15 protein-coding genes are annotated in these 15,257 nt (G+C 61.5%); 8 read left to right on the plus strand and 7 right to left on the minus strand.

Features of this window, described 5'->3' with window-relative positions; all coding sequences use genetic code 11:
* The first annotated feature begins 136 nt into the window (after positions 1-136).
* A complete protein-coding gene (locus HU763_RS24325; protein ID WP_186683991.1) occupies positions 137-1,099 on the plus strand; it encodes a LysR family transcriptional regulator in 963 nt (320 codons plus the stop codon).
* Here the strand turns inward: HU763_RS24325 and HU763_RS24330 are convergent.
* Both HU763_RS24330 and hexR read right to left on the minus strand, forming a co-directional pair.
* Positions 1,041-1,259, minus strand: coding sequence for a PA3496 family putative envelope integrity protein (locus tag HU763_RS24330; protein WP_186683989.1), 219 nt, complete (start codon positions 1,257-1,259; stop codon positions 1,041-1,043). The genes HU763_RS24325 and HU763_RS24330 overlap by 59 nt on opposite strands.
* Positions 1,260-1,467: 208 nt before the next feature.
* Positions 1,468-2,334 carry a transcriptional regulator HexR gene (gene hexR / locus HU763_RS24335; RefSeq protein ID WP_011536461.1) on the minus strand — a complete coding sequence of 289 codons (867 nt, stop codon included), beginning with the start codon at positions 2,332-2,334 and terminating at the stop codon, positions 1,468-1,470.
* A 103-nt stretch (positions 2,335-2,437) separates the two neighbouring features.
* On the opposite strand from hexR, the gene zwf reads away from it, so the two are divergent.
* The 5 genes from zwf to HU763_RS24360 all read left to right on the plus strand — a co-directional run bounded on the left by zwf (position 2,438) and on the right by HU763_RS24360 (position 8,230).
* The gene (gene zwf, locus HU763_RS24340) at positions 2,438-3,880 is read left to right on the plus strand and encodes a glucose-6-phosphate dehydrogenase (protein ID WP_186683987.1); all 1,443 of its coding nucleotides are present in this window, start codon (positions 2,438-2,440) and stop codon (positions 3,878-3,880) included.
* 80 nt (positions 3,881-3,960) lie between these two features.
* A complete protein-coding gene (locus HU763_RS24345) occupies positions 3,961-4,275 on the plus strand; it encodes a hypothetical protein (RefSeq protein WP_186683985.1) in 315 nt (104 codons plus the stop codon).
* A 130-nt stretch (positions 4,276-4,405) separates the two neighbouring features.
* Entirely contained in the window at positions 4,406-6,592 is a 2,187-nt protein-coding gene (uvrD, locus tag HU763_RS24350; RefSeq protein WP_186683983.1) for a DNA helicase II, read from the plus strand.
* A 255-nt stretch (positions 6,593-6,847) separates the two neighbouring features.
* Positions 6,848-7,708 (plus strand): Tim44 domain-containing protein, encoded by an 861-nt coding sequence (locus HU763_RS24355; protein ID WP_186683981.1) that lies wholly within the window; start codon positions 6,848-6,850, stop codon positions 7,706-7,708.
* A gap of 114 nt (positions 7,709-7,822) precedes the next feature.
* The gene (locus tag HU763_RS24360; protein ID WP_186683979.1) at positions 7,823-8,230 is read left to right on the plus strand and encodes an SMI1/KNR4 family protein; all 408 of its coding nucleotides are present in this window, start codon (positions 7,823-7,825) and stop codon (positions 8,228-8,230) included.
* A gap of 132 nt (positions 8,231-8,362) precedes the next feature.
* On the opposite strand, the gene HU763_RS24365 is transcribed toward HU763_RS24360, so the two are convergent.
* On the minus strand, positions 8,363-10,123 hold the full coding sequence (locus tag HU763_RS24365; RefSeq protein ID WP_186683977.1) for a cation:proton antiporter: 1,761 nt from the start codon (positions 10,121-10,123) through the stop codon (positions 8,363-8,365).
* Between the two features lie 352 nt (positions 10,124-10,475).
* Between HU763_RS24365 and HU763_RS24370 the strand changes: the two genes are divergently transcribed.
* On the plus strand, positions 10,476-10,961 hold the full coding sequence (locus HU763_RS24370; protein ID WP_009683536.1) for an acyl-CoA thioesterase: 486 nt from the start codon (positions 10,476-10,478) through the stop codon (positions 10,959-10,961).
* Here HU763_RS24370 and pdxY read toward each other — a convergent pair.
* Positions 10,958-11,830, minus strand: coding sequence for a pyridoxal kinase PdxY (gene pdxY, locus HU763_RS24375; protein WP_170033903.1), 873 nt, complete (start codon positions 11,828-11,830; stop codon positions 10,958-10,960). The genes HU763_RS24370 and pdxY overlap by 4 nt on opposite strands.
* A 120-nt stretch (positions 11,831-11,950) precedes the next feature.
* Here pdxY and HU763_RS24380 point away from each other — a divergent pair, with 120 nt between their 5' ends.
* The gene (locus tag HU763_RS24380; RefSeq protein WP_170033905.1) at positions 11,951-12,343 is read left to right on the plus strand and encodes a DUF3301 domain-containing protein; all 393 of its coding nucleotides are present in this window, start codon (positions 11,951-11,953) and stop codon (positions 12,341-12,343) included.
* Here HU763_RS24380 and HU763_RS24385 read toward each other — a convergent pair whose 3' ends face one another.
* Genes HU763_RS24385 through zigA form a run of 3 tightly spaced genes read right to left on the minus strand, consistent with a single transcriptional unit; the run spans position 12,344 to position 15,184 of the window.
* Positions 12,344-13,312 carry a CobW family GTP-binding protein gene (locus HU763_RS24385; RefSeq protein ID WP_186683975.1) on the minus strand — a complete coding sequence of 323 codons (969 nt, stop codon included), beginning with the start codon at positions 13,310-13,312 and terminating at the stop codon, positions 12,344-12,346.
* A 40-nt stretch (positions 13,313-13,352) separates the two neighbouring features.
* Positions 13,353-13,979: a DUF1826 domain-containing protein gene (locus tag HU763_RS24390; protein ID WP_186683970.1), complete on the minus strand. Its 627-nt coding sequence runs from the start codon at positions 13,977-13,979 to the stop codon at positions 13,353-13,355.
* Positions 13,976-15,184: a zinc metallochaperone GTPase ZigA gene (zigA, locus tag HU763_RS24395; RefSeq protein WP_186683968.1), complete on the minus strand. Its 1,209-nt coding sequence runs from the start codon at positions 15,182-15,184 to the stop codon at positions 13,976-13,978. Before zigA ends, HU763_RS24390 begins: the two co-directional genes overlap by 4 nt.
* Positions 15,185-15,257: the final 73 nt, after the last annotated feature.

Below are 15,257 nucleotides of genomic sequence, written 5' to 3' on the forward strand. Positions count from 1 at the left end.
GTGACCAGGCGTCGCTGGCCAGTCGCACATTCACCCTAGCGCTGTGGGTCGATAAACAAAAATCAATATTTGTTAGACGCTGTATTAGTAAAAGCTTATGGTGCGGTAACAAGGTATTGCCGAAGGGCGGGCTAAAATGCGTAAGTCATTGATGCGTATGACATTGCGTCAACTACAGATCTTCAACGAGGTGTGCGATTTGCGCTCGTACAGCCGCGCTGCGGAAGAGATGGCGCTGACACAACCCGCCGTTAGTCTACAGATCCGTCAACTCGAAGAGCTGATCGGCCAGCCGCTGTTCGAGTACGTAGGCAAGAAGCTCTACCTGACCGAAGCGGCCGAAGCCCTGCAACGTGCCAGCCGCGACATATTCGGCCGCCTGGAGAGCCTGGACATGCAGCTGTCGGATATGCAGGGCTCACTCCAGGGGCAACTGAAACTGGCGATCGAGTCCAGCGCCAAATACTTCGTGCCACACCTGTTCGCCGCCTTCAAGCAGCGTCACCCGGAGGTCAACCTGACCCTGACCGTGGTCAACCGTGCCCAGGCCATCCGCCGCCTTTCGGACAACCGCGACGACCTGATCATCATGTCCATGGTGCCGCAGGACATGGGCCTGGAGTTTCTGCCGTTCCTCAACAACCCGATCGTCGCGGTGGCGCCACCCGAGCATCCGCTGTGCAAACTGGAACGACTGCGCCTGCAGGATCTGGAACCTCATACGCTGCTGGTCCGCGAACAAGGTTCAGGTACGCGCAAGGCCTGCGAGGAGTACTTCAAGGACAAGCGTGTGCACTTCACCCAGACCCTGGAAGTGGCCTCGGCCGACGCCCAGCGTGAATGCGTGATCGCCGGCCTGGGTATTGCCCTGCTCACCCGCCATGCAGTCAACCTCGAGCTGGCCACCGGTGTGCTGAAGGAGCTGCCGGTAGAGGAGCTACCGCTGTACCGCAGCTGGTGCGTGGTGCAGTCCAAGGCCAAACGGCAGTCGCCGGTTGCCTTGGCCTTCCTGGCGTTCATCCGCAGCGAACGTGCGCTGATCAGCGGCCTGGTTGAGCGTTTTTCGGGGAAATTGCCGTCGACGCCTGCCAAACCGTGAGGTCTTGCAACTCGGGGTAGTCCACCAGGTCGCGCAGTAGTTGACGTTGGTCGCAGTAGCTTTCGATCGCGCGGCGGTATTCCATGCGGCGCTGATCCTTTTCCTGCTGCTTGCGAGCCTTGGCGCTGGGTTGGTAAGTACCGTCGTAATCACGAGCCATTGCCTGTCTCCCAGATAGGATGCGGGAGTTTCAGACTGGCCTTGGTGGTTTACGGTTTGACTGTGGAATGGTGACAAAACAGTGAAATTTCACTGTCTGTACCGGCCCATTCGCGGGCTTGCCCGCTCCCACAGGTACTGCGCACTTTTTGAAATCGGCGCAATCCCAGTGGGAGCGGGCAAGCCCGCGAAGAGGCCGGTGCAGGCGTTCAGTCGTCGGTAGCCTTGATCGACTTGGGCGACAGACGCAGGCTGCGCAAGCTGCGCTTCACGCTCTTGAGGTGATTGACCAGGCTCGGCCCACGCGCCATGGCCACGCCCATGGCCAACACGTCGATCACCACAAGGTGGGCGATACGCGAGGTCAGCGGGGTGTAGATCTCGGTGTCTTCATGCACGTCGATTGCCAGGTTGACCGTCGACAGTTCGGCCAGCGGCGTCTGGCTGGGGCACAGGGTGATCAGGTTGGCGCCGCTCTCACGCACCAGGTTGGCGGTAATCAGCAGGTCCTTGGAGCGGCCCGACTGGGAAATGCACACCGCCACATCACCCGGCTTGAGGGTCACCGCCGACATCGCCTGCATGTGCGGGTCGGAGTAGGCAGCCGCGCTGAGCAGCAGGCGGAAGAACTTGTGCTGGGCATCGGCCGCCACCGCACCGGAGGCGCCAAAGCCGTAGAACTCCACACGTTGCGCCTGGGCCATGGCGGTTACCGCCTGCTGCAGTGCCTGAGGGTCGAGATGCTCACGCACTTCCATCAGGGTGTGCAGGGTGGTGTCGAAGATCTTCAGGCTGTAGTCGGCAACCGAGTCGTCTTCATGGATGGCGAACTGACCGAAACTGGCCCCGGCGGCCAGGCTCTGTGCCAGTTTCAACTTCAGGTCCTGGAAGCCCGAGCAACCGATGGCACGGCAGAACCGCACGATGGTCGGTTCACTGATACCTACGCTGTGCGCCAAGTCGGCCATGGAGCTGTGCATGACGGCAGCCGGGTCGAGTAGCACGTGGTCGGCTACCTTGAGTTCCGATTTGCGCAGCAGGTGGCGCGATTGGGCGATATGTTGCAACAGATTCACAGGCTGGACTCGGTTATGATCGGCTGGCCGGGTTGTAGCTTTCTTGTAGTTATACTACATGGACGCCAACCCGCCCAGTTAAACGAACGTGGAGAGTGGTGGTTTGACTATTCCTTGCGACATTCTGGTTTTTGGCGGCACCGGCGATCTGGCCCTGCACAAATTGCTTCCGGCGCTCTACCACCTGTTTCGCGAGGCCCGTCTGAACAATGCCGTGCGGATCATCGCGCTGGCGCGACGCAACCTGCCACGCAACGACTATCTCAAGCTCGCCGAACGCCATTGCCGAGCCCAGATCGCCCGCAACGATTTCGACGAAGATGTCTGGCGGCGGTTTTCCGCGCGGGTCGACTATTTCCCCATGGATGCTTCGCAAAGCGCCGATTTTGGCCGGCTGGCGCGCTACCTGGGCGAGCCCGGCGGCTTGACGCGCATCTTCTACCTGGCCACCGCCCCCAACCTGTTCGTGCCCATTGCCAACCACCTGCGTAACGCTGGCCTGGCCGACGCCGAAGCGCGCATCGTGCTGGAAAAGCCGATCGGCCACTCGCTGCAATCGGCTACCGCCATCAACGAAGCGATTGGTGCGGTGCTGGAGGAAAACCAGGTATTTCGCATCGACCACTACCTGGGCAAGGAAACCGTGCAGAACCTCATGGCCCTGCGCTTTGCCAACGCCCTGCTGGAGCCGGTATGGCGCAACAGCCAGGTCGACCATGTGCAGATCAGCGTATGCGAGACCCTGGGGGTCGAGAACCGGGGTGCTTACTACGACCGCGCCGGGGCGATCCGCGACATGCTGCAGAACCACCTGCTGCAATTGCTGTGTCTGGTGGCCATGGAACCTCCCGCACAGTTCGAGGCCGAAGCGGTGCGTGACGAAAAGGTCAAGGTCCTTCGCGCCCTCAAGCCGATCACCGGCCAGGACGTGCAGGACAAGACCGTGCGCGGCCAGTACGGCGCCGGGCGCATCGGTGGCCAGGAAGTGCCAGCCTATTACTTCGAAAAGGACGTCGACAACGATAGCGACACCGAAACCTTCGTCGCCATCGAGGCGCACATCGACAACTGGCGCTGGGCGGGCGTGCCCTTCTACCTGCGCACCGGCAAACGCATGGCACGGCGCTCGTCGCAGATCGTCATCCAGTTCAAGCCAGTGCCCCATGAGCTGTTCATGGGTGGCCAGGTCAACCAGTTGCTGATCCAGTTGCAACCAGACGAACGCATCAGCCTGCGCATGATGACCAAGAGCCCGGGCAAGGGCATGCGCCTGGAGCCGGTGGACCTGGACCTGAACCTGGCCCAGGTGTTCAGCCAGACCCGCCGCTGGGAGGCCTACGAGCGCTTGCTGCTGGATGTGCTGGAGGGCGACTCGACGCTGTTCATGCGCCGCGACGAAGTGGAAGCGGCCTGGGCGTGGATCGACCCGATCATCAAGGGTTGCGAAGAACACTTCCAGGCACCACGACCGTACCCGTCAGGCACCAATGGCCCGGAGCAAGCCATCAGCCTGCTCGCCAGACATGGCAGGCATTGGCATAGCTGAAGCACTGCCCTGCTCCTGTGATGGATGAAAGGGACGACAGTTGCGCTGTCGCTACTTTCAACCATCACAGGAGCAAATCAATGGCTACCATCGCCAATCTCGTTGCAATCAATGACATCGCCGACGGCGAACAGACCTTCAAGGTCCATTGCACCGTCACGGTCGCTTCCCCGGCTATCGAACCGGTGCTGGTCGAACCCAAGATACGCCACCGGGGAGGCTGGGAAGTGCTGGAGCTTCAGCTGCTGGACAGCGGCGAGATCGCCCCGCAAGTGCTGACGGAAAAAACCGTGACGTTTGAACGCGCGGGTGGCACCCACTGGAAAATGCTGGAAATCACTCACGCCGGTTCGCAGCAGCGCTGCGAAATACGCACCGTAGAGATGATCGACTGAACCGTGGTTGACCGGGCCGCCCGAGCGGCGGCCTGGCGCCTGCCATCGGGTCGATGAACGGCCGCTGGCAAGGTGAATATTTATACAGTAGAGGTTTGCCCGTTCCCCTGCCGCGCCCTAGAATGGCCCGATGCACACAGACGACCTCTCCCTCCTGCTGAATTCCCTCAACGATGCCCAACGCCAGGCCGTAGCGGCCACGCTCGGGCGTCAACTGGTGCTTGCTGGCGCCGGTTCCGGTAAAACCCGCGTGCTGGTGCACCGCATCGCCTGGCTGATCCAGGTCGAGCAGGCATCGCCGCACTCGATCCTGTCGGTGACCTTCACCAACAAGGCTGCGGCTGAAATGCGCCAGCGGATCGAGCAATTGCTGGGGATCAACCCGGCGGGCATGTGGGTCGGGACCTTCCACGGCCTGGCCCACCGCCTGTTGCGGGCACACTGGCAGGAAGCGCGGTTGGTGCAGAATTTCCAGATACTCGACAGCGACGACCAGCAGCGGCTGATCAAGCGGGTGATGCGCGAGCTGGGCCTGGACGAACAGAAATGGCCGGCACGCCAGGCCCAGTGGTTCATCAACGGGCAAAAGGATGAAGGCCTGCGTCCACAGCATATCCAGGCCGGTGGCGACCTGTTCCTGTCGACCATGCGCGACGTCTATACCGCTTATGAACAGGCCTGTGAGCGCGCCGGGGTGATCGACTTCTCCGAGCTGCTGCTACGCGCCCTGGACCTGTGGCGTGACCATCCGGGCCTGCTCGAACACTACCAGCGGCGCTTCCGCCACGTACTGGTGGACGAGTTCCAGGATACCAACGCCGTGCAATATGCCTGGCTGCGCCTGTTGGCGCGCGGCGGTGACAGCCTGATGGCGGTGGGCGATGACGACCAGTCGATCTACGGCTGGCGCGGGGCCAAGATCGAGAACATCCATCAATACACCGCCGACTTCCCTGACGCCGAGATGATCCGCCTGGAGCAGAACTACCGCTCCACCGGTGGCATCCTCAAGGCGGCCAACGCGCTGATCGCCAATAACAGCGGGCGCCTGGGCAAAGAGCTGTGGACCGATATGGGCGAAGGCGAACCCCTGACCCTGTACGCGGCCTACAACGAGCACGACGAGGCGCGCTACGTGGTGGAAACCATCGAGGGCCTGGTCAAGCAGGGCAATGCGCGCAACGAAATTGCCATCCTGTACCGTTCCAACGCCCAGTCGCGGGTGCTGGAAGAAGCCCTCCTGCGCGAACGCATTCCCTACCGTATCTACGGCGGTCAACGCTTCTTCGAGCGCGCCGAAATCAAGAACGCCATGGCCTACCTGCGCCTGATCGAAGGCCGTGGCAATGATGCCGCCCTCGAGCGGGTGATCAACGTACCGCCACGCGGGATTGGCGAGAAAACCGTCGAAGCCATCCGTGAGCATGCCCGCCACAGCCAGCTGTCGATGTGGGAAGCCATGTGCCAGCTGCTGGCGGCAAAGGCCCTGAAAGGCCGCGCCGCCAGCGCCCTGGGTGCGTTCATCGAGCTGATCGAGGGGTTGGCTGCCAAAGTTGTGGACATGCCGCTGCATACCATGACCCAGACCACCATCGAGCAGTCCGGGCTGATCATCTATCACCAGGAAGAAAAAGGTGAAAAGGGCCAGGCACGGGTAGAAAACCTTGAGGAACTGGTCAGCGCGGCGCGCAACTTCGAGTCCACCGAAGAAGACGCCGACCTCTCGCCACTTTCGGCGTTCCTCGGCCATGCCTCGCTCGAGGCTGGCGATGCCCAGGCCGACGAGCATGAAGACAGCATCCAGCTGATGACCTTGCACAGCGCCAAGGGCCTGGAGTTCCCGTATGTATTCCTGGTGGGCATGGAGGAAGGCCTGTTCCCGCACAAGATGAGCCTGGAAGAACCCGGCCGCCTGGAAGAGGAACGCCGCCTGGCCTACGTCGGCATCACCCGCGCCATGCGCCAGCTGGTCATGACCTACGCCGAAACGCGCCGCCTGTATGGCAGCGAAACCTACAACAAGGTGTCGCGTTTCGTACGTGAAATTCCGGCTGGTCTGGTTCAGGAAGTGCGCCTGTCCAACAGTGTCAGCCGCCCGTTTGGTGGGGCCAAGACCACTACCAACAGCAACCTGTTCGCCAATGCCAATATCCCGCAGACGACCTTCAACCTCGGCCAGCGTGTGCAACATGCGGTGTTTGGCGAGGGCGTGATCCTCAATTTCGAGGGCTCCGGCGCGCAGGCACGGGTGCAGGTGAATTTTGCCGAAGGCAGCAAGTGGCTGATGCTGGGCTACGCCAAGCTCGAAGCCATCTGAAACCCGCCCCGGCCATTGTAGGAGCGGCCTTGTGTCGCGATGGGCTGCGCAGCAGCCCCAGGATTTCGCCTGGACGCTGAGACTGCTGGGGCTGCTGCACAGCCCATCGCGACACCAGGCCGCTCCTGCAAGCGCCAGCCCCAGCCAGCTTGGTAATATTCAGGCAAAAGCTAGAAACATTATGTCGCTGGTCATGTGCCAGGGAACCTGTGCACCATGACGCGCGTGCAATCCACAACAGGGGATATCCCATTTATGCAACGTTTTCTTAGCATCGCTCTGGCGCTGTGCGTCGGCCTGACGCTGAGCCTGGACGCCAACGCCAAGCGTTTTGGCGGCGGCAAGAGCTCGGGCTCCGCGCCTATCCACCAGACCCGTCAAGCCACGCCAACCACGCCAACTGCGCCTGCTGCCGCGCCGACCGCACCTGGCCGCGCCGCGCCGGCCGCCAGCGGTGCTTCGCGCTGGCTGGGCCCACTGGCCGGCCTCGCCGCCGGTGGTCTGCTGGCCTCCATGTTCATGGGTGACGGTTTCGAAGGCTTCCAGATCATGGACTTCCTGATCGTGGCGCTCATCGCCTTCCTGGTATTCCGCTTCATCGCCGCGCGCCGCCGCCAGCAGCAGCCGCAAATGGCCATGCCAGGCCACGCGCCGATGCAGCGTGAAGCCCACGCCCAAGCTGCCCAGCCTTCGATCTTCGGTGGTTCGGCCGCACCTGCCGCCGCTGCACCGGTGATCAATGCCCCGGCCTGGTTCAACGAGCAAAGCTTCCTGGCTGCCGCTCGTAACCACTTCCAGGCCCTGCAGCAGCACTGGGACGCCAACGAGATGGACAAGATCGCCGAATTCGTCACCCCGCAAATGCTCGAGTTCCTCAAGCGCGAGCGGGCTGACCTGGGTGACGGCTTCCAGTCCACCTACATCGACAACCTTGATGTGCAACTGGACGGTGTCGACGACCGTGCCGACCGCACCGACGCCACCCTGACCTTCCGTGGCGTGTCGAAGAGCTCGCGCTTCGACCAGGGCGAAGTGTTCAGCGAAAGCTGGCACATGGTCCGTGCCCAAGGCGAAAACCAGCCTTGGCTGGTCGCCGGTATCCGTCAGAACGGCTAACCGCTGCGTGCTGCACAAAAAACCCCGGGGCTGCCCCGGGGTTTTTGCTTTTGCCAGACTAGGCTACTAGGGTATAACGCGCAGCGTTGTCATCTAGGTCAGAGGAAGTGAACCGTGGAAGAAGTGATCGAACAACTCCGTGAAGCCAATGAGCCAGTGCCGGTGCCGCTCGAGCTTCCCGACGAGGACCAGCTGGTCGAAATCGAGGAAGAGCTGTTCATCAACATTCCGTTCGTGTTCAAGGAGTTTCTGCTGACCGTCAGCGACGTGGTGTACGGCTCGCTGGAGCCAGTGACCGTCACCGACCCACAGTCGCACACCTACCTGCCCGAGGTTGCTGCCAACGCCTGGGATGCCGGCGTGCCGCGCGACCTTATTCCACTGTGCCAGGATGGCGACAACTACTACTGTGTCGAAGAAGACGGCACCGTGGTGCTGTGGGATGCCGAAGAAGAAAGTATCGGTGAAGACAGCTGGGAGTCTGTCTGGCACTGGGCGCGGGATGTCTGGCTGGAGAGCTGATCGCCAGTCGCAAAATTATGGCTCAGTGCCATTAATGCAGTTAACATCGCCAGGCTTTCTGCGCCTGGCGACATCGCTACCGCTCCATCCCCTCGGACGACGGTGAAGTTGGCGCAGGGAGCGTTGCCTTGCTCAGTGCGAACTCTCGCGACTGTGCTCCAACGTCTCCAGCAAGGCGATCTGCATCCGTGTGTGCACGCGGATAAACCAGCGCCACAGCAAAGCCACGACCACCGCTGCCACCACGGCAATCACCAGCAGCAGCTCGCTGGTCGGCAGAATGCTCGCCGACAACGCTGACAGCAGCAGGAAGATCACCAGCAACGACAGCAGCGGAATCACCTCGGCAATCACGCGGCGCACGCGCTGTGTATGCCGCCCGGCCATCTCTGGTTTCACGCCCATCTCCGCCAGCAGCATCGATAGCGCCTTGAGCTTGCGATAGGCGGCAATCAGGAACGGCAGCGACAACAGCAATGCTGCGCCCCAGATCAAGGCTTTCTGCTGGCTGACATCGCTGACCCACTCGCTGAGCCAGTTACCGATACGCCCGGCGAAATAGCCGCCAGTGAAAAAAATCGCGATAACCAGCGCCAGGTTGACCCCCACCTGCAACAGAATGCGCCGGATCATCGCCGCCAACATGGCACCCTCACCCTGTGGCTGGATACTGCGCAACCATTCGCCGTACAACGACAACACCCGCGCCAGGCGGGCGGGCACTGCCTTGCCCAGCTTGCGCGACAGCGGGTCAGCCGCACGGATCAGGTACGGTGTCAGCAGCGTGGTAATTGCCGATACCGCCACCGCCACCGGGTAGAGAAAGTCGCTGGTCACCTGCAGGGTCATGCCCAGTGCGGCGATGATGAAGGAAAATTCGCCAATCTGCGAAAGACCCATGCCAACCCGCAGCGACGTGCGCCCGTCATTTCCGGCAATGAACGCGCCCATGCCACAGGACAGCATCTTGCCCAGCACCACTGCCAGGGTAATCACCACGATCGGCCAGGCGTAGTCGACCAGCACCAGAGGGTCGATCATCAGGCCGATGGCGACGAAGAAGATGGCACTGAACAGATCGCGTACCGGTTCGATCAAGCGCTCGATTGCCAGTAGCTGGCGCGATTCGGCCATGATCGCGCCAATCAGGAATGCGCCCAGCACCATGCTGTATTCGAGCTTCACTACCAGCAGACAAAAGCCGAAACACAGGCCTAGCACGGTAATAAGCAACATTTCGTTGCTCTCGAACCTGGCCACGTAAGCCAGCAGCCGCGGTACCAACAGGATGCCGATGACCAGCGCGACGATCATGAACAGCGACAGCTTGCCCACGGTGGAAAACACCTCGCCCGAACTGACCGTACCGCTGACGGCGATGCCCGACAGCAAGGCAATGATGCCGATGCCGAGAATGTCCTCGACGATCAGCACTCCAAAGATGAGCTGGGCGAAGCGCTCGTTCTTCATCTTCAGGTCATTCAGCGCCTTGACGATGATGGTGGTCGAGGAAATTGCCAGGATCGCCCCCAGGAACAGCGAATCCATGGTGTTCCAGCCGAACCAGCGGCCAATCTCGAAACCGATCCAGATCATCAGCACGATTTCCAGGAACGCCGCGATAAAGGCGGTAGCGCCGACCTTGAACAGCTTGCGCAGGCTGAACTCGAGCCCAAGGCAAAACATCAGGAAAATCACGCCCAGCTCGGCCAGGGTCTTGATGGTGTCTTCATCGTGAATAAGGCCGAACGGGGGCGTGTGCGGGCCGATGATGAAGCCGGCGACGATGTAACCCAGCACGACGGGTTGCTTGAGGCGGTGAAAGACAACGGTGACCACGCCAGCGACCAGCATGATCACTGCCAGGTCCTGGATGAAGCTGATGGCATGCATGGCGTGATACTCCCTTTTTCGTCCTTTGGCGGGTGCCGGGGCAGACCGCTCCTCGACCAGGGCAGCCTTGTGCGAGCAGCGCGTACATACTGTTGTGGACGCGCAATGTGGCCATGTTGCATGGGCATGGTCAGGTTAACATCGCACTCCGCCGCAAAAAGCCGGTGCAATATGCAGAAACAGATCGGCAGGAAAAGCGCCGCTGATGGCATGATCAGCGTGACGATGGCGCGTCAGCCAGCGTCCCGTAGCAAGACGGCTAATTCACATGAGGGGAAAAGAAGTGTCTTCAGATAACGATCCCCAACGGCCCCATTCGCCCGATTCAGCGCAACCTCACCGTGAGCACACTATGGAACCTGGAAACGCCCAGCTGAGCATGACCGTCCTGATGACCCCGGACATGGCCAACTTTTCTGGCAACGTACATGGCGGCACCCTGCTCAAGTACCTCGACGAAGTGGCCTATGCGTGCGCCAGCCGCTATGCCGGCAGCTATGTGGTCACCCTGTCGGTCGACCAGGTTATCTTCCGCGAGCCGGTACACGTGGGTGAACTGGTGACCTTCCTGGCGTCGGTCAACTACACCGGCAACACCTCGATGGAGGTGGGCATCAAGGTGGTGACCGAGAATATCCGTGAACGCTCGGTGCGCCATTCCAACAGCTGCTTCTTCACCATGGTCGCGGTCGACGACAACCGTCGCCCGGTACCGGTACCACCCCGCCAGCCGCAAAGCAGCGAGGAGAAGCGCCGCTTCCTGCAGGGCCAGCAGCGCCGGCAGATCCGCCAGGAGCTGGAAAAGCGCTACCAGGACCTGAAGACCGACGCCATTTAAAGCGTCAGCAACTGCGCCTCGAAGCGCACCCGTGGGTGCGCGATGCGGTCCTGGGCCCGCACCAGTTGCAACTCGTAGCTGGCGCAGGCCTGGGTTTCCAGCAGCACTTCGTGCACGGCCGCAGCGCTGTATTCGAACGCCTGTAGCCAGCTGTCGCCAAGCAGCACGCGGGCCAGGAACAGGCCCGAGGTCAGGTCGCCCACCCCAACCGGCTGCCGCGGGAACGCCAGCAGCGGGCGACGCAGGTGCCAGCTGTGCTCGGCGGTCACCAGCAGCATCTCGAACTGGTCTTCGGCCCGCCCCGGGTAGGCCAGGTGCTTGACCAGTACCACCTGCGGCCCGCGCTGCAGCAGGCTGCGCGCCATGCGCACGCAGTCCTCCAGCGACTGCGCACGGCGCCCACAGAAGCTGTCCAGCTCCAACTGGTTGGGGCACAGGATGTCAGCCGTGGCGGCCGCTTCGTCGAGCAGGAACTCGCTGACTTCCGCCGGCACGATGCAGCCCTTCTCCGGGTGCCCCATGACTGGATCACACAAGTACAAAGCCTTTGGGTTTACCGCCTTGATCCGCGCGACCCCCGCCAGAATCGCCCGGCCTTGCTCGGCACTGCCCAGGTAGCCGGACAACACCGCGTCGCAATTGCCCAGTTCGCCAATGTTGGAAATGCCTTCCACCAACGCAGGAATTTGCGCCGGAGCAAGCACTTCACCCGCCCACTGGCCATACTGTGTGTGGTTGGAGAACTGCACGGTATTGAGCGGCCAGGCATTGATCCCGATACGCTGCATGGGGAACACCGCCGCGCTGTTGCCGGCGTGGCCGAACACCACGTGGGACTGGATGGCGAGCAGGTGCGGAGTACGTTTCATGCGGGAGATTTCCAAAGCTGTTTCAAGGATTGTGCGCAACGCAGTATGGACTCGATTGCCACCTGTACGACAGGCCAGGGACGCAGTTAAGCTGGATCGACCTGTTTGGAGCAGATGCAAATGTTGACCCTGGAAAACCTCTTAGTCCTGATGCTGGTAGCCACGGCAGGCGCCTGGCTGTGGCACAACCACGGTTTGCGTGAAAAAGCCCTGGAACGGGTCAAACAGCACTGCGCCAAACTCGACCTCGAGTTGCTCGACGATGCCGTCGCGCTCAAGCGCATCGCCTTTGTCCGTGACGCCAATGGCCGCAAGCGCCTGGCGCGCGTCTATGCCTTCGAATTCACGGTTACCGGTGAGCAACGCCATCCCGGTACCATAACCCAGTTCGGCGCCCACAGCGTGCAGATCGAACTGGCGCCCTATCCGTTCGAAATCAAGACCCCTCCTCGCGCCGACAATGTCATCGAGATGCAGCAGTGGCGCCAGGAGCACAACCGTTGGCGCAACTGATCAGCTGACGCGGCACTCGCTCAAACCGGCTTGTAACGCCGGCTGCGACTGTGGCTGGTCGAAAATCAGCTCGATGCGGGTATCCCGGCGCCAGTCGCTGGGCTGCCAGATGGGCATGTCGCCGTTCAGGCCATTGAATGATTGCCAGCCTTCCACGGTGTGGATAACCCCTTTCGCACGCCGCCATGGCCAGGCGTGCAGGAACGCCAGCAGCCGCTGTGGATAAAATCGTTGGCCGGGATGCCAGCGCCAGCCGATGCTCCAACCTCCCTCCCCTTGCTGGGCGAGGCAGATCGGCTGGCCAGGGTCTGCCCAGAGTGGCGGGGGCATCACCCTATTGTCGGGAATCAGGTTATCCACAAGGGCATTGGCAGCCGCACTGGTGGGTACAGTGGGCAGGTCCGACACGGGCAGCTGCCCTTCGATCGTCCAGAACACTTTCTTGGCGGGAAACCTGTCTGTTATCGATGCCTTGCAAGCATCACCCACCGACTCTGCCTTGTTGAAGACAACATTCTCCGCTGCATCGAGCGCCTGCTGTTGCGCCTCCGCCAGCCGTTCGTTGCGAACCATCGACTGCGCATCCATGACCATCAGCAACGGCTGTACCGCCAGCACCCCAGCCCAAGGTGCTTGTTGCAACTGAGCAAGCAGCTGCAGCGGATGGCCCAACCCGGACGGCTCTATGAACAGCCGGTCAGGCCGGGACTTGCGCAGCAGCCGGCCCAGGCCGACCTGGAACGGCATGCCGTTGACGCAGCACAGGCAGCCACCCGCGACCTCGCCGATGGCGATCCCGTCCTCGTCACGGCTGAGCAAGGCCGCATCAAGCCCGACCAGGCCGAACTCGTTGATCAGCACTGCCCAGCGCTCATTGCGCGGACGTTGGGCCAACAGATGGCGGATCAGGGTGGTCTTGCCGGCCCCGAGCGGGCCGGCAATCACATGGGTGGGAATATTCTGCAGCATGGCGTGGCTTCGGGCGATGGCAATGCCTCACTATGCGCCGTCAGGCCAGCCAGTCAAGGCTGAGCAACAGTCGCCCCTGCCGCTCCGGAGGCGAACGATGCACCAGGCCAGCGCCTTCGTTGCCATGCCACTTCTCGCCCTTGAGCACTGCCACATCGCCTGCGTGCAAACGCTGAATGTTATCCACAGGCGGCTGCGCTGTGCGCAAATCGACGCACGCACTGGCCTGCACGGGCAACCATTCGGTGCCTGGGCCAGCGTAGCTGGTAAGCAAGCGCAGCGGCACGTTATCCACATGGAAGCGTGGGCACATGGGCCCCGCCAATACCCGCAAGCGCAAGCCGACCCGCCGTGCACCCACCAGGCAGGTGTAGGCCGCCAGCAGCCAATTCACATCGGCAACGAACGCTTCATAGCCGTGCAAATCTGCCGTTTCCCGCAACAGCTCTGTCAATACCGGCATGCGCTGCTCGTCCACGTCGATAACGCGCTGGTCCGCCAATGGCTGGCCAAGGCTGATGGCCAGCGCGGCAAAGTCCTCCAGCTGTGCCGGCAAGCGCCGGCGCCACACCGCCAGGTTGACGCCGTCCTGCAGCACCTCGGTCAGCACCTGAGGTGTATCGCCGCTTACCTGAAAGATATCCACAGGTGTGCGTATGGGGATCATGCTGCGGCCTCCTCCTGCCATGGACCGAACGGGTCGGGCAGGCGTAACCAGCCCATGGGTCCCAAGGCCATTTCTTCATCGGTCAACAGGCATGCATCGAGTGCTGTGGATAATTCCGCGAAATCGATATTCTGCCCGATGAACACCAGCTCCTGGCGGCAATCACCACTCTCGGCTGTCCAGTTTTCCAGGATCGCAGCGGTGTTATCCACATTTTGCGGCCACTGTTCGCGCGATACGAAGCGCCACCAGCGGCCCGCCAGCCCATGACGCATCATCCCGCCCGCTTGCGACCAGCTCCCCGCCTCCTGGAACTTGCTGGCCAACCAGAAAAAGCCTTTTGAACGTAGCAGCCGGCCATTGCTCCAGGGCGTGTGGATAAAATCGAAAAAGCGCTGTGGGTGAAACGGCCGCCGGGCCTGCCAAGTAGTGGCTGCGATACCGTACTCTTCGGTTTCGGGTACATGTTCGCCTCGCAGTTCCTGCAACCAACCGGGTGCCTGGGCGGCCTGCTCGAAGTCGAACAAGCCGGTATCCAGGATACGCGCCAGCGGGACCTGGCCCATTACCATGGGGATGATCTGCGCTCGCGCGTTAAGGCTACGTAGAATGGCCATCAGCTCTTCGCGCTGATGCTGGCTGATCAGGTCGATCTTGCTCAGCAACAACACATCGGCGAACTCGACCTGTTCGATCAACAGGTCGCTGATCGAGCGCTCGTCCTCTTCACCCAGGGTTTCGCCACGGCTGGCCAAGCTGTCGGCCGCCTGATAATCACGCATGAAGTTCAGGCCATCGACCACGGTGACCATGGTGTCCAGCCGCGCCATGTCAGAGAGGCTACGGCCCTGTTCGTCGCGGAAGGTAAAGGTCTCGGCTACCGGTAGCGGCTCCGAGATCCCCGTGGATTCGATCAGCAAGTAATCGAACCGACCTTCTTCGGCCAGCCGTGCCACTTCCTCGAGCAGGTCTTCACGCAGCGTGCAGCAGATACAGCCATTGCTCATCTCCACCAGCTTTTCTTCAGCACGGTTGAGGCTGACGTTGCGCTGTACCTCGCTGGCGTCGATGTTGATCTCGCTCATGTCATTGACGATGACTGCGACTCGCAGGTTGTCGCGGTTGCGCAGCACATGGTTGAGCAATGTGCTCTTGCCGGCGCCAAGGAAGCCGGACAGCACAGTAACAGGGAGACGATTGGACATGGCGAAACCTCTTCAGGCGAAGCGCATTCGAAACGATGCATTGCACAATGTTATAAAGTAACAATACAATTTC

Source organism: Pseudomonas anuradhapurensis (genome assembly GCF_014269225.2).
Lineage (GTDB): Bacteria > Pseudomonadota > Gammaproteobacteria > Pseudomonadales > Pseudomonadaceae > Aquipseudomonas > Aquipseudomonas anuradhapurensis.